The sequence below is a fragment of the Dactylosporangium sp. CA-139066 genome, from assembly GCF_050936175.1.
Classification (GTDB): Bacteria; Actinomycetota; Actinomycetes; order Mycobacteriales; family Micromonosporaceae; genus Dactylosporangium.
Map to the genome: position 1 here is coordinate 1,396,260 of NZ_JBNJNH010000002.1, position 14,353 is coordinate 1,410,612.

Sequence of the window (14,353 nt, forward strand, 5' to 3'; positions counted from 1 at the left end):
AAGATGGCTGTTACCGACTGGTAACCCATGTCGGTCATGCTCGACACCTCAGCTGCGACCCAGAGACGGGGGACCCCTCCGCGATGACCCATTACAAGAGCAATCTGCGGGACCTCGAGTTCAACCTCTTCGAGGTGTTCGGCGTGGACAAGGTCCTGGGTCAGGGACCGTACGGCGACATCGACGTGGACACGGCCCGCAGCATCCTCGGCGAGGTCGACCGCCTGGCCCGCGAGGACCTCGCGGCCAGCTACACCGACGGCGACCGCAACCCGCCGGTCTTCGACCCGGCGACGCACTCGGTGCGCATGCCCGAGGCGTTCCGCAAGTCCTACCGCGCGTTCATGGCGGCCGAGTTCTGGCGCCTGGACCTGCCGGCCGAGCTCGACGGGACCGCGGCGCCGCGCGCGCTGTGGTGGTCGCTGGCCGAGCTGGTGCTCGGGTCGAACGCGCCCGTGTGGATGTACGCCTCCGGCCCCTCCTTCGCCAACACCCTGCGCATCGAGGGCACCGAGGAGCAGAAGAAGTGGGCCAAGCTGTTCGTCGAGAAGCAGTGGGGCTCCACAATGGTGCTGACCGAGCCGGACGCCGGCTCGGACGTCGGCGCCGGCCGCACCAAGGCGGTTCCGCAGGCCGACGGCTCCTGGCACATCGAGGGCGTCAAGCGCTTCATCACCAGCGGTGAGCACGACCTCACCGACAACATCGTCCACTACGTGCTGGCCCGCCCGGTCGACACGCCCGGCGCCGGCGGCCCGGGCACCAAGGGCCTCTCGCTGTTCGTCGTGCCGAAGTTCCACTTCGACGCCGAGACCGGCGAGCTCAAGGACCGCAACGGCGTCTTCGTGACCAACGTCGAGCACAAGATGGGCCTCAAGGTCTCGACGACGTGCGAGGTGACCTTCGGCGGGCACGGCGTGCCGGCGAAGGGCTGGCTGCTCGGCGACGTGCACGAGGGCATCCGGCAGATGTTCCTCATCATCGAGTACGCCCGGATGATGGTCGGGACGAAGGCCATCGCGACCCTGTCCACGGGTTACCTCAACGCGCTCGACTACGCCAAGAGCCGCGTGCAGGGCGCCGACCTGACCAGTAACGACAAGGCCGCGCCGCGGGTCACGATCATCAACCACCCCGACGTGCGCCGGTCGCTGCTGACCCAGAAGTCGTACGCCGAGGGCCTGCGCGCCCTCGTCTGCTACACGGCGTCGTGGCAGGACCGCGTCGCGCTCGCCGAGGCTTCGGGTGACGAGAAGGCGGCGAAGATCGCCAAGCGGGTCAACGACCTGCTGCTGCCGCTGGTCAAGGGCGTCGGCTCCGAGCGGGCCTACGAGCTGCTCGGCCACGAGGCGCTGCAGACGTTCGGCGGCTCCGGCTTCCTGCAGGACTACCCGCTCGAGCAGTACGTGCGCGACTCGAAGATCGACACCCTGTACGAGGGCACGACCGCGATCCAGAGCCTCGACCTCGTCTTCCGCAAGATCGTGAAGGACCAGGGCAAGGCGCTGCTCACCGTGGCCGGCGAGATCCAGCAGTTCCTCGAGGCCGAGGGCGGCAACGGGCAGCTCAAGGTCGAGCGGGCGGCGCTGGGCAAGGCGCTGGCCGAGGTGCAGCAGATCCTCGGCATCTTCACCGGCTGGCTCGGCGAGGCCCAGGGCGGCGACGCGCAGGCGCTGTACAAGGTCGGCCTCAACTCGCGGCGGTTCCTGCTCGACCTCGGCGACGTCGTGGTCGGCTGGCTGCTGCAGCGGCAGGCCGAGGTGGCCCTCAAGGCCCTCGCCGGCGACGTGTCCCCGGCCGACAAGGCGTTCTACGAGGGCAAGGTCGCCGCGGCGAAGTTCTTCGCGCACGAGATCCTGCCGCGCATCGGCGCCGACCGCCGGGTCATCGAGTCGACCACGCTGGACGCGATGCAGCTTTCCGAGGACGCCTTCTAAGGGTCGCGTCTTCGGTCTGGCCGAGGGGGAGGGCAACGGCGCCCTCCCCCTTTTGCTTATCCGCCTTTGCTTATCCGCCTTTTGCTATCCGCGGGGCTTCTGCTGGTCGACGAGCGCGGCCTGGTTGAGATCGCGCCAGGGGCCCTCGAAGCGGTGCACGGCGATGCCCGACGTGGCCAGGCCGCCGTGCTGCAGGGCTCGCGGGGCCAGCTCGTCGGACAAATCGGAAATAGTGGGATTGTGGCCGATGAGCAGCAGGGTCTCGACGGTCGCGTCCGTCTGGCGGAGCAGGTCGAGGGTGTCGGCGGCCGGGCCGACGTAGATGCGGTGCTCGTACACCACCGGGACCTCGTTGCCGAGGCCCAGGCCGGCGAGGGTCTCCCGGGTGCGTACCGCGGTCGAGCAGAGCACCGCGTCGGGCTCGAGGGCGCTCGCGCGCAGCCATTCGCCGGCCGCGGCGGCGTCGCGGTGCCCGCGCGGGGCCAGCGGACGCTCGATGTCTGTCTCGTAGTCGTCCGGGTTCGCCGCCTTGGCGTGCCGGAGCAGGATGAGCGTGCGCACGGTCATGTGAGACAGCCTGCCCGATTGAACAACGAGGCGCTTGGGTAACCCGAGGGACAGAAACAGTTACCTACAAGCTGCCGGGAGGCCTTCGATGGGTATCGGCGGAAGCATCCTCCTGATCGTCGTTGGGGCGATCATGACGTTCGGGATCCACAACAGCAGTGTCGGTCCGTTCGACCTCAGCACGATCGGCTGGATTCTCCAGATCGCCGGGCTCGTCGGCCTGGTCCTGACCCTGTACTTCTGGAACTCGCGCCGGCGCACGGTCGTCACCGCCGCCCCGCCGCCGGCGGCCGGCACCGCGATCCCGCCGACCACGGACGAGGTCATCGAAGAGCGCCGGATGCGGCGGTACTGACGGTTCTATTTCGCGTACAGCGCGAAGTAGATGGCGATGTGGTGGCAGATCGCCGCGACCAGCGTGCAGGCGTGGAAGAACTCGTGGTGGCCAAAGACGGTCGGCCACGGGTTGGGCCGGCGGAGCGCGTAGAACACGGCACCGACCGTGTAGAACGCTCCGCCGGCCAGCGTCAGCACCAGCGCGGTCACGCCGCCGGAGTGCAGGATGTCCGGCAGCACGGCGACCGCCACCCACCCCAGCGCGACGTACAGCGGCGCGGAGAGCCAGCGGCGCTTGCTCATCCCCGTCGCGAACTTCATCGCCACGCCGAGGACGGCGCCGCCCCAGACCGTGGCCAGGATCGCCACGCGCGTGTTGCCGGACAGCAGCAGGACGCTGAACGGGGTGTACGTGCCGGCGATGAATACGAAGATCATCGAGTGGTCGAGCCGGCGCATGATTTTGTACCCGCGCTCGGACCACACCCGCCGGTGATACAGCGCGCTCGTGCCGAACAGCGCCACGACCGTGAGGCTGTAGATCGCGCAGCTGACGAACGGCCCCCATCCGGGCCGGGCGGCCGCGAGCGAGCACAGGACGATCCCGCACACCACGGCGACGCCGGCCGCATACGCATGCAGCCACCCGCGCATCCGCGGCTTGCCGAGATCGACCGGGCGCAGGCGGGTTTCGGACTTCACGGTCACGCCCTATAGGTTACGGCACCGTAGGTTACTCCCGAGTATCGTACGGACGTCTATCGTGACGGGCGTGCACCTTCGCCCGGTCGGCGCCGACGCCCTCCTCCTGGAGGTCGACTCCCCACTCGACTGGTTCGCCGCGCTGGACGCCGAGCGATCGGCCGGCCGCCTGGCGGTGGTCGACATCGTCCCCGGCGCCCGCACGGTCCTGCTGGACGGCGTCCCCGACCCGGCCGCCCTGGCCGCGCGTCTGCGGGACCTCGCCATTGATCCGGCAGCGGTACCGCACTCGCCGCCCCTGGTCCTCGACGTCGTCTTCGACGGCGTCGACCTGCCGTTCGTCGCCGACCACGCCGGATCTTCGGTCGCCGAGGTGGTCGCGGCGCTGACCGGCACGGAGCTGACGGTCGCGTTCTGCGGCTTCGCGCCCGGCTTCGCCTACCTGCGCGGCCTGCCCTGGAGCGTGCCGCGGCGCCCCACCCCGCGCACGCGCGTCCCGGCCGGCTCGGTCGCGTTGGCCGCGGAGTTCGCCGGCATCTACCCCACGCCGTCGCCGGGCGGGTGGCACATCGTCGGCCACAGCGATGCCGAGCTCTTCTCGGTCGACCGCACGCCGCCGGCGCTGTTGACGCCGGGCCGTACGGTGCGGTTCCGCGCCGCATGAGCGCCTCGCTGGCGGTCTCGGTCGCCGGCCCCCTGACCACGGTGCAGGACCTGGGCCGGCCCGGGTACGCGCACCTCGGCGTGCCGCGGTCGGGCGCCCTGGACCGCCCGGCCCTGCTGCTCGGCAACCGGCTGGTCGGGAACGCCGCCGATGCGGCGGCCCTGGAGATCACGCTCGGCCCGTTCGCCGCGGTCTTTTCGGCCGCCTCGACGATCGCCCTCACCGGCGCCGTTGCCCCGCTGCGGGTCGGCGGGCGGCCGGCGCCGCTCAACGCCCCGGTGCCGGTGCGGGCCGGCGACCGGATCGAGGTCGGCCCGGCGGTTCTGGGCCTGCGGGCCTATCTTTGCGTGGCCGGCGGGGTGTGCGTCGATCCAGTGCTGGGGAGCCGGTCGACGGACACGCTCTCGCTGCTCGGGCCGCCGGTGGTGCGGGCCGGGGTCTGCCTGCCGCTGGGCCCGGCCCTTTCGGCGCCGGCCGCCGTGGACGTGGCGCCGCGGCGCGCGCCGGGTGGTCCGCTTGAGCTGCGGGTGACCTGGGGGCCGAGGGCTGATCGGTTTGCGGATCCTGAGGTGCTGGGGCTGGGGGAGTACCGGGTCAGGGGCGAGAGCAACCGGGTGGGCGCTCGGTTGTCGGGTCGCGGGTTGACTCGGGCGGATGGCGGGGAGCTGCCGAGCGAGGGGATTGTGCTGGGCAGCGTGCAGGTTCCGGCGGACGGTCAGCCGTTGGTGTTCTTGGCGGATCATCCGACGACGGGCGGGTATCCGGTGATCGCGGTGGTCCACGCCGATGATCTCGCGCTGCTGGCCCAGGCCCGCCCCGGCGACACGCTGCGTTTCCGCGCTCGTTAGGGCCGGACCGCCTCCAGATTCGGACAAATCGGTCAACTGCTCGCCTGTGGCTTCGGGGGCGACGATCCCGATACCGTTCGAATCCGTGGTGGATCTCAACAGCGACCTGGGCGAAGGCTTCGGCGTCTGGTGCCTGGGCGACGACGAAGCCCTGCTTGCCATCGTGACCAGCGCCAACGTGGCCTGCGGCTTCCACGCCGGCGACCCGTCGACGATGCGCCGCGTGAGCGCACAGGCCGCCGCCCTGGGGGTGCGCGTCGGCGCCCAGGTGAGCTACCGCGACCTGGCCGGCTTCGGCCGCCGCCGCATCGACGTGCCGCCGGACGAGCTGGCGGACGAGCTGCGGTACCAGATCGGCGCCCTGGCCGCGTTCGGCCCCGTCGCCTACGTGAAGCCCCACGGCGCCCTCTATAACACCGCCGCGGTCGACGAGGCCCACGCGTCGGCGGTGGTCGAGGCGGCGGCGTCGTTCACGCCCACCGCCGGCCCACTCGGGGGCGCCTTGACGCCCGGCACGGCCACGCCCTTCGGAACCTCGCGCACGCCCGTCGCGAGCGCCGGCCTGCCGCCACCCGCAACACCCGCAACCACCGCAGCGCCCGGTGCCGCCGCAACGCCCGCGACCGCCGCAACGCCCGGGATCGCCGCAACGCCTTCGACCGCCGCGACGGCGAGCGGTTTCGCGGCCGCCGAGCACGGGCGCGGCGTCGAGTCCGGGGTCGGGCTGCCGGTGTTGTGCCAGCCGGGCTCGGTGCTCGCCCGGCTCGCGGTCGAGCGTGGCCTGCGAGTCGTGGCCGAGGGGTTCGTCGACCGCGGGTACCTCCCCGACGGCCGCCTCGTCCCCCGAAGCCGGCCCGGCGCGCTCGTCACGGACGTCGGGCAGGTCACCGAGCGAGCCATCCGCATGGCCGTGGAAGGCGTCGTCGAGGCGATCGACGGGACCGTGATCTCGATGCCGGTCGAGTCACTGTGCGTCCATGGGGACACGCCGGGTGCCGTTGGTATGGCGCGTGCGGTGCGGGAAGGGCTGCTGGCGGCCGGCGTTGCCGTCAGGCCGTTTGCCTAGTTGCGAGGTGCGGGCGATCCCGGCCGGACGTACCTCGGCGGCGGGCCATTCCGCTCACCCACCGTAACACGACCCACCAAACCGCCCTCGAAATCGCTCACCCACCGTCAGGAACCGTCACCCGCCGTGTCCATGCCCCGCAGGATCAACGGGAGGCGGGTGGTGCCGTCGGGCGTGATGCGTACCGGGACGCCCCAGTCCTGCCTGGTCAGGTGGCAGGCGGGGAACTCCGCGTCGATGTCGCAGGTTGCGGCCTGGGCGACCACCTGCAGTACGCCGGACGGGACATCGGGGGAGATGACCAAGGTGCGGCGGAGGTCCGTGGTCACGCCGGCGCCCGCGAGGAGCAGCTCCGGTGGGGAGGCGGACACCTCCAGGCGGGTCGACGGGCCGAACGACTCGTCGAGCTTCTGGCCGGGGGCCGGCTCGAAGATCAGGTCCAGCTCGATCTCGCCCGGGGCCAGGAGCGTCGGGGGGCGCTCCGTGCGGTGGCGTACGCCCGACGCGTCGATGCCCGACGCGGCCAGCGTGCCCGCCGCCAGGCGGACCAGGCGGTGGGCGCCGGACTCGACGACGATCACGTCGCCGTCCGGGCTGAGTACCAGGTCGCTCGGCTCCTGCAGGGCGTCGACGACCGTCGTGACCTGGTCGTCGTGGATGCGGCGGACCGCGCCGTTGTAGGTGTCGGCGACCAGGACGCTGCCGTCGGGCAGGGCCAGGACGCCGAGCGGGTGCTGGAGCAGGGCCTCGGCGGCGGGGCCGTCGACGTGGCCGAAGTCGAACAGGCCCTGGCCGGCGGCGGTGTACATCTCGCCGTCCTCGATCCAGCGCACCGCCGACGACTCGCTGTCGGCGATCCACAGGCGGCGGCCGTCGGGGGAGGCCGACAGGCCGGACGGCTGGGCCATCCAGACCTCCTGCAGGGGGCCGTCCTTGAGCGCCTCGACGGTCGTCCCGGCGTACGCGCCGGCCGTGCGCTTCACCGGGTCGAACCACCACAGCTGGTGGATGCCGGCCATGGCCACCACGACCCGGCCGTCGTACCACGCCACGTCCCAGGGCGACGACAGGTCCACCGCCAGCGAGTCATGCGCGTCGAAGTCGACCGTGCCGCGCCACTGGCGGCCGCTGCCGGCGACCGTCGTGACCTCGCCCGTCGAGAGCTTGAGGCCGCGTAGCAGGTGGTTCACGGTGTCGGCGATCACGACGTCGTAGCCGGCGATCTCCGCCTCGTGCGGCGGCAGCAGGCACAGGCCGCCGGGCTCGGAGAACTCCGGCTCGGTGCCGTCTTGGCGGCCGCGGCGGCCGGTGCCGATGCGGCGCACGAGGGTCTCGTTGTCGGCGGCGAGCTCGACGAGCGACTGGTGCGTGGCGTCGGAGACGAGGAAATGCCCGTCCGGCAGCGCCAGCGCCTTGCTGGGAAAGCGCAAAAGCGTCAGATCCGGGTTCTGTACGGCATGAGCTCCCTCGCCCCGCCGCAGCGTCCCGCGGTCCTCGTGGAGGCGGACCAGCTCCTCGACGAGCCGGGCGAGCCCTTCGGCGTGGCCCTCGCCGGCCATGTTCGCCACGACGTACCCCTCGGGGTCGATGACCGTGAGGGTGGGCCAGGCCTTGGCGGCGTACTGCTGCCACATGAGCATCTCGGGATCGTCGAGCACGGGATGGTCCACCCCGTACCGCTCGACGGCCGCCGCGAGCGCCGCGGCGTCCTTCTCGTGCTCGAACTTCGGGCTGTGGACGCCGATGGTCACGAGCACGTCGGCGTACTGCTGCTCGAGCGGCCGCAGCTCGTCCAGCACGTGCAGGCAGTTGATGCAGCAGAAGGTCCAGAAGTCGAGCAGGACGATCTTGCCGCGCAGGTCGGCCAGGCGCAGGTCCCGGCCGTCGGTGTTGAGCCAGCCGCGCCCCCGCAGCTCGGGGGCGCGGACGCGGGCCTTCAGCAGCGGCGAGTCGGCGGTCACTTCTGGTTCGCCGGACGGAGACACAGGACCTGGTCCTTCTGGCCTTTGCGCTGCAGCGTGATGTACGGCTCGGCGGCGTCGGAGCAGCTCGTCGCCGAGTCCACCTTCGACACGATCCGGAACGCGTCCTTGTCCGAGCAGCTCACCCCCTTGGCCCCCTCGCCGTCCTGCTTGACGCAGGAGTTGACGGCGTAGCTGGCGGTACCAAGGTTGCTGATCTTGACAACGATTGCCGTGCCGGCCACGGCGAGCAGGAAGATCGCGACCACGATCGCGAGCCCGACCAGCAGCCCCCGCCGGCTCTTGACCGGCGGCTCGGGCGTCGCCGGCTCGTCGCCTTCGACGGCCGGCGCGTCGGGCGGGTTCTGGCCGGGCATGGTGACGAGGTCGCTGTAGCGCGGCGGGCCCCCCTGGTAGCCGCCGGCTGCGGGGAACGCGCCGGTGGCCGGGGGAGCGGAGGTCTGATACGTCCCGCCGGCCGGGGGCGGCGAGGCCTGGTACATCCCTGTCCCGCCGCCGGAGACCGGGGCGTTCCCCCCGCCGAACGGCCCGCCGCTCGAGGGCGGCGCACTCGTCGGAAAGGCGCTGCCCTGGTAGGCCCCGGGCGGGGCGCTCGTGGGCGGCACGGCCGTGCCCTGGTAGGCCGCGGACGCGAAGCCGGGCGAGCCGTAGGGCGGTTCCCCCGAGGCCGGCGGGGCGGATGAAACCGGTGGCGCCGAAGAAACGGGCGGGGCCGAGGAGACCGGCGGGACCGAGGTGGCCGGTGGGACGGAGACCTGGGCGCGGGCCTGGTACGTCCGGGGCGGCTGACCGCCGTCCCCCGGAATCTGGCCGAGGACCGGCGGCGCGGGCACGCCGGGGGCACCGGCGCCGGACACCTGGGCGGTGCCGGGCGGGATCTGCGCGCTGCCGAACACCTGGGCCGAGCCGGTCGGAACCTGCGCGGATCCGGTCGGTACCTGGGCCGAGCCGGTTGGGACGCGGGCCGAACCGGTTGGGACCTGGGCCGAGCCGGTAGGCGGTGTTACCTGCGCGGTGCCGGAGGGAGGGGTCACCTGGGCCATGCCGGTGGGTACCTGGGCGCTGCCGGTCGGGACGCGGGCGCTGCCGGTAGGAACCTGGGCGGTGCCGGTGGGAACCTGGGCGGTGCCACTTGGTACCTGGGCGCTGCCGCTTGGTACCTGGGCGCTGCCGCTGGGGACCTGGGCCGAGCCGGTCGGGACCCGGGCGGAGCCGGACGACGGGCCGGTCGAAGGGGCCCATGGGTTCTGCTCGGGCGCCGGCTGTGCCGGGGTGGCCGGCGTGAAGCCGGGGAAGCTTCCGGCGGGGCCGGGCGGGGCGCTTCCGAACTGGGTCGGTACCGAGGCCTTGCCCGACGCGGGAGCCACGCCCGGTGGGACCTGGGGCACGCGGGGCGGCAGCGGACCGGCCGGCGGGAACGGGCCCGGGCGTCCGGCATCCTCGGCGTCGCCGGAGTCGTGTGCCCGGGCGTCCGGATCGGGCAGCGACGGCGGGGGCGCGGGCGCGTACGGCGATCCGGACTGAGCCGCCGATGAAGGCTGCCAACCGGCGCCGGCGTGCGGGTCGCCGCCGGGCTGCCAACCGGGCCCGGGCTGGGAGTCGTTGCCCTGCTGCCAGCCGGGCGCGGCCTGCGGTTCGCCGCCGGCCGGCTGCCAACCGGGCCCGGGCTGGGAGTCGTTGCCCTGCTGCCAGCCGGGCGCGGCCTGCGGTTCGCCGCCGGCCGACTGCCAACCCGGGTCGCCGGCCTGCTGCCGGCCGGGGCCGGGCTGGGGGTCGCCGGCGGGGGGCCAGCCCGAGGCCGGCGGGGGCCAGGGGGAGCCGGGATCGGGTTGGGAGGGCGGCGGCGGGGACTGTGGCTGGGGCGGGGGTGAGGACGGAGCGGGTACCGAGGCCGTGGCGCGGACGGCTGGGGCCCTGCCGACCGGCGGCGTGCTCGCCGCGCCCTCGTCCGGGTGGTCGGACGGGTGCTGCTGGTCGGACGTCATGCGTGCCTCCTGGTTGGTCAGACCCCTGCGACCGTAGTCGAACGGGTCCGGCCATGGCAGTGCCGGTCGCCGAGTTCATCGGTTGGAGATAGGGCGAAAACGGACGATCGGGCACGAAGTGCTGGCGGGTGTCAAAAGATAGAAACCGCCCCGGTCCGCGAGGGAGCTCGGCGGACCGGGGCGGTTCTAGGAGGGCTCGACGCCCCTGACCGGGGGGAACGGGGCAGCGGACCTCGCCGCTCGAAGCGCGCCGCTGCAGGTCTTGAGGGGGTTCGGTGGAGCGGAGATCCCCCGGCCCGTCGGAAAACAGCCTAACTGCGGTTGATCATGGCGTGGAGTTCGTCGCGGAGGGCCGACGACGGGTTCTTCGCGATCGCGCGCTCGATCGCCTCGAGGCGGCGGGCGGCGTTGCGGCGGGCCTTGTAGCGCTCGATGAACGTGCTCATGGCGGGCTCCCTGGGAGTGGGTGGTGTAAGGAGGTCCTTGGTTCACATCCATTACACGCCCGCGGAAAGATCGAAATCCAGCGAATATGAAGTGACGCGGCCCACCGGCCGATGATTCGTAGGCGGTGAACCAGGGCAAACGCCCTGTTCGTCGGCCACATGACAGTGGCCCCGTGCTTGCGCACGGGGCCACTGTCGGTGAATTGGCCTGGTCGTCAGCTCCAGGCGAGCGTCGCGCCCTCGGGATCCTCGAGGTAGGCGCCGACGTCGCGCAGGAACTTGGAGCCCAGCTCGCCGTCGATGATGCGGTGGTCGAAGGACAGGCCCAAGGTCGTGACCTGGCGAATCTTGATCTTGCCCTTGTGGACCCAGGGCTGCTCGCGTACGGCGCCGAAGACCAGGATGGCCGACTCGCCGGGCGGCAGGATCGGGGTGCCCGAGTCGACGCCGAAGACGCCGACGCTGGTGATCGTGAACGTGCCGCCCGACATGTCCGCCGGGGACGTCTTGCCGTCGCGGGCCGTGCCGACGAGCGCGGTCAGGGCGTCGGCGAGCTCGCGCGTGGTCAGGTCCTGGGCGTCCTTGATGTTCGGCACGATCAGGCCGCGCTGGGTGGCGGCCGCGATGCCCAGGTTGACGTAGTGCTTGATGACGATCTCGTCGCCCGCCCACGTCGAGTTGACCATCGGGTGGCGGCGCAGCGCGAGCAGCGCGGCCTTGGCCACCATGAGCAGCGGGGAGACGCGCACGTCCCGCCAGTCGCGGTGGGTCTTGAGCCGCTCGAGGGCCTTCATCGCCCGGGTCACGTCGACCGTGAGGAACTCGGTCACGTGCGGGGCGGTGAACGCGCTGGCCACCATGTTTTCGGCGGTCAGCTTGCGCACGCCCTTGACCGGGATGCGCTCCTCGCGCTCGCCGGCCGGGCGGGCCGCCCTGGCCGCCGGCGCCGTGGCCGGGGCCGCCTGCGCGCCGAGCACGTCGTCGCGCGTGATGGAGCCGCTCGGGCCCGTGCCCGTCAGGGCGGCCAGGTCGATGCCGAGGTCGCGGGCGAGCTTGCGGACCGGCGGCTTGGCGAGGACGGACCCGTTGCGAGCCGGTGCCGGTGCCGCTTCTGTACGGGGGGCGGCCGGCGCCGGAGCGGTGTGGACGGGTTCTGGTGGGAGTACCGCTGCGGGCTCTTGAACCGGCGCGGACGCGGAGGCTCGCGGGCGGCGCTTGGCCACGGCGGTCTTGGGGCCGTAACCCACCAGGACGGCGGTGCGGCCGCCCGGGGCGGGACCACCGATCAGGCCGGGCTCCACCGGCGCGTCCCCGGCCACCTCGACGGCGGCGAGCGACGCGGCCGACGGCGCGGGCAGGTCGCCGGCGCCCGGGTCGGTGTCGATCGCGATGATCGGCTGGCCGACCTCCACGGTGGCGCCCTCGGGGTGGAAGATCTTGTTGACCTTGCCGGCCCACTTCGCCGGGATCTCGACCGCGGCCTTGGCGGTCTCGACCTCGACGATCGGCTGGTTGAGGGCGATCGTGTCACCCTCCTGGACCAGCCACTTGAGGATCTCGCCCTCGGTGAGGCCCTCGCCCAGGTCGGGCAGGTTGAACTCCTTGACCCTGGTCATCCGTGCCTCTCCCTAGAACCCGAACGAGCGGTCGACGGCGTCGAGCACCCGGTCCAGGTCCGGCAGGTACTCCTCCTCCAGGCGAGCGGCCGGGTACGGCGTGTCGAACCCGGTGACGCGCAGGACCGGCGCCTCGAGGGAGTAGAAGCACTCCTCTGTGATCCGGGCGGCGACCTCGGCGCCGAGGCCCAGGTTGCCAGGGGCCTCGTGGACGACGACCGCGCGGCCGGTGCGGCGCACGGATTCGTACACCGGGCGCATGTCCAGCGGCGACAGCGTGCGCAGGTCGATGACCTCCAGCGAGCGGCCGTCCTCCTCCGCCGCGGTGGCGGCGTCGAGGGCGGTGCGCACCATGGGGCCGTAGGCGAGCACGGTGACGTCGGTGCCGGGGCGGGCGACCCGCGAGGCGTGCAGCGGCAGGCTCGCGCTGTCGGCGTTGACCTGGCCCTTCTCCCAGTAGCGGCGCTTGGGCTCCAGGAAGATGATCGGGTCGTCGGACTCGATCGACTGCTGGATCATCCAGTACGCGTCGTCGGGGGTGCTGCACGAAACGACCTTGAGGCCGGCGGTGTGCGCGAAGTACGCCTCGGGCGACTCCGAGTGGTGCTCGACCGCGCCGATGCCGCCGCCGAACGGGATCCGGATGACGATCGGCAGGCTGACCTTGCCCTGCGAGCGGTAGTGCAGCTTCGCGACCTGCGACACGATCTGGTCGTAGGCGGGGTACACGAAGCCGTCGAACTGGATCTCGCAGACCGGGCGGTAGCCGCGGATGGCGAGGCCGACCGCGGTGCCGACGATGCCGGACTCGGCCAGCGGGGTGTCGATGACCCGCTCGTCGCCGAAGTCCTTCTGCAGCCCGTCGGTGATGCGGAAGACGCCGCCGAGCTTGCCGACGTCCTCGCCCATGATCAGGACCTTGGGGTCGCGCTCCATGGCCCGGCGCAGGCCGGTGTTGAGCGCCTTGCCGAGGGTGAGGTTCTCCGCGGTCATCAGTGCCCACTCCCCTCGAAGGACGCAAGGTACTTGGCGAACTGTTCCTTCTGCTCCGCGAGCTCGGGGGAGCCGTGCGGGTACACGTGGTCGAACAGCGTCAGGGGATCGGGATTGGGCATGTTGAGGACGCGCTCGCGCAGGTCGACGGCGGCCACGCGGGCCTCCTCGTCGATGGCGTCGAAGTAGTCGTCCTTGGCCATGCCCTGCTTGCTCAGGAAGCTGCGCAGCCGCTTGATCGGGTCCTTGGCCTGCCAGGCCTCGACCTCGCTGGCGATCCGGTAACGGCTCGGGTCGTCGGAGGTGGTGTGCGCGCCCATGCGGTAGGTGTAGGCCTCGATGAGCGACGGGCCCTGGCCGTGCCGCGCGTCGTCGAGGGCCTTGCGGGTCACCGCGTAGCAGGCGAGCACGTCGTTGCCGTCGACGCGCAGGCCCGGAAAACCAAAACCGCTGGCCCGGTGGTACAGCGGGACGCGCGTCTGCCGCTCCAGCGGTTCCGAGATCGCGTACTGGTTGTTCTGGCAGAAGAACACGAGCGGGGCGTTGAACACCGACGCCCAGATGAACGCCTCGTTGACGTCGCCCTGGCTGGTGGCTCCGTCGCCGAAGTAGGCGATGACGGCCTCGCCGTCGTCGGCGCCGACCTTGCCGTCCTTGACGACGCCCATCGCGTAGCCGGTCGCGTGCAGCGTCTGCGCGCCGATGACGATCGTGTACATGTTGAACTTGAACTCGTTCGGGTCCCAGGCGCCCTGGTCGACCCCGCGGAACAGGCTGAGCGGCATGATCGGGTCGATGCCGCGGCAATACAGAACGCCGTGTTCGCGGTACGTCGGGAAGGCCATGTCCTGCGCCCGCAGCGCCCGGCCGGAGCCCACCTGGGCCGCCTCCTGGCCGAGCAGACTCGCCCAGATGCCCAGCTCGCCCTGGCGCTGCAAGGCGGTCGCCTCAGCGTCGAGCTTCCGGACCACGACGAGGTCGTGGTACAGCGAGCGGTACTCCTCGTCGGTGAAGTCGACCGTGTAGTCGGGGTGTTCGACCCGGTCGCCCTCGGGGGTGAGCAGCTGCACGAACGCGGGTTCAGGCACGGCCCGTGTCGTGTGCGTCCGGGCCTTGACTTCGCCCTTCGCCATCCGTTTCTCCCTGTCGTCTTTCGCGTCGGCAGCGGGGGTGACCCTGCCGCGCAGCGGGGGTGGCTGCCACGCGGCGAC

General features: G+C 72.0%; 13 protein-coding genes. 5 read left to right on the top strand and 8 right to left on the bottom strand.

Translation table 11 applies throughout. The features are described from left to right. Nucleotides 1-83: 83 nt before the first annotated feature. The gene (locus tag ACQEVU_RS51205) at nucleotides 84-1,937 is read left to right on the top strand and encodes an acyl-CoA dehydrogenase (protein WP_433337830.1); all 1,854 of its coding nucleotides are present in this window, start codon (nucleotides 84-86) and stop codon (nucleotides 1,935-1,937) included. Nucleotides 1,938-2,021: 84 nt separating this feature from the next. On the opposite strand, the gene ACQEVU_RS51210 is transcribed toward ACQEVU_RS51205, so the two are convergent. Next, on the bottom strand, nucleotides 2,022-2,504 hold the full coding sequence (locus tag ACQEVU_RS51210; protein WP_433337832.1) for a SixA phosphatase family protein: 483 nt from the start codon (nucleotides 2,502-2,504) through the stop codon (nucleotides 2,022-2,024). Between the two features lie 88 nt (nucleotides 2,505-2,592). Between ACQEVU_RS51210 and ACQEVU_RS51215 the strand changes: the two genes are divergently transcribed. Further along, on the top strand, nucleotides 2,593-2,859 hold the full coding sequence (locus tag ACQEVU_RS51215) for a DUF6458 family protein (RefSeq protein WP_433337834.1): 267 nt from the start codon (nucleotides 2,593-2,595) through the stop codon (nucleotides 2,857-2,859). 5 nt (nucleotides 2,860-2,864) lie between these two features. Here ACQEVU_RS51215 and trhA read toward each other — a convergent pair whose 3' ends face one another. Further along, nucleotides 2,865-3,494: a PAQR family membrane homeostasis protein TrhA gene (gene trhA / locus ACQEVU_RS51220; protein ID WP_433339732.1), complete on the bottom strand. Its 630-nt coding sequence runs from the start codon at nucleotides 3,492-3,494 to the stop codon at nucleotides 2,865-2,867. Between the two features lie 118 nt (nucleotides 3,495-3,612). Here trhA and ACQEVU_RS51225 point away from each other — a divergent pair, with 118 nt between their 5' ends. From ACQEVU_RS51225 to ACQEVU_RS51235, 3 genes are all read left to right on the top strand, one after another. After that, nucleotides 3,613-4,206: a 5-oxoprolinase subunit B family protein gene (locus ACQEVU_RS51225; RefSeq protein WP_433337836.1), complete on the top strand. Its 594-nt coding sequence runs from the start codon at nucleotides 3,613-3,615 to the stop codon at nucleotides 4,204-4,206. Next, on the top strand, nucleotides 4,203-5,054 hold the full coding sequence (locus ACQEVU_RS51230) for a biotin-dependent carboxyltransferase family protein (protein ID WP_433337838.1): 852 nt from the start codon (nucleotides 4,203-4,205) through the stop codon (nucleotides 5,052-5,054). Before ACQEVU_RS51225 ends, ACQEVU_RS51230 begins: the two co-directional genes overlap by 4 nt. 85 nt (nucleotides 5,055-5,139) lie before the next feature. Next, the gene (locus tag ACQEVU_RS51235) at nucleotides 5,140-6,120 is read left to right on the top strand and encodes a LamB/YcsF family protein (RefSeq protein WP_433337840.1); all 981 of its coding nucleotides are present in this window, start codon (nucleotides 5,140-5,142) and stop codon (nucleotides 6,118-6,120) included. A 107-nt stretch (nucleotides 6,121-6,227) separates the two neighbouring features. Here ACQEVU_RS51235 and ACQEVU_RS51240 read toward each other — a convergent pair whose 3' ends face one another. From ACQEVU_RS51240 to pdhA, 6 genes are all read right to left on the bottom strand, one after another. After that, complete coding sequence (locus ACQEVU_RS51240) at nucleotides 6,228-8,060, bottom strand: NHL domain-containing thioredoxin family protein (RefSeq protein WP_433339733.1); 1,833 nt, start codon at nucleotides 8,058-8,060, stop codon at nucleotides 6,228-6,230. Nucleotides 8,061-8,077: 17 nt separating this feature from the next. Next, nucleotides 8,078-10,087, bottom strand: coding sequence for an LppU/SCO3897 family protein (locus ACQEVU_RS51245; protein ID WP_433337842.1), 2,010 nt, complete (start codon nucleotides 10,085-10,087; stop codon nucleotides 8,078-8,080). 311 nt (nucleotides 10,088-10,398) lie between these two features. After that, nucleotides 10,399-10,533, bottom strand: coding sequence for a hypothetical protein (locus ACQEVU_RS51250; protein WP_433337844.1), 135 nt, complete (start codon nucleotides 10,531-10,533; stop codon nucleotides 10,399-10,401). Nucleotides 10,534-10,748: 215 nt separating this feature from the next. Next, entirely contained in the window at nucleotides 10,749-12,149 is a 1,401-nt protein-coding gene (locus ACQEVU_RS51255; protein WP_433337846.1) for a dihydrolipoamide acetyltransferase family protein, read from the bottom strand. Nucleotides 12,150-12,161: 12 nt separating this feature from the next. Further along, nucleotides 12,162-13,142 carry an alpha-ketoacid dehydrogenase subunit beta gene (locus ACQEVU_RS51260; RefSeq protein WP_433337848.1) on the bottom strand — a complete coding sequence of 327 codons (981 nt, stop codon included), beginning with the start codon at nucleotides 13,140-13,142 and terminating at the stop codon, nucleotides 12,162-12,164. Further along, nucleotides 13,142-14,275 (bottom strand): pyruvate dehydrogenase (acetyl-transferring) E1 component subunit alpha, encoded by a 1,134-nt coding sequence (pdhA, locus tag ACQEVU_RS51265; RefSeq protein WP_433337850.1) that lies wholly within the window; start codon nucleotides 14,273-14,275, stop codon nucleotides 13,142-13,144. Before pdhA ends, ACQEVU_RS51260 begins: the two co-directional genes overlap by 1 nt. Nucleotides 14,276-14,353 lie beyond the last annotated feature (78 nt).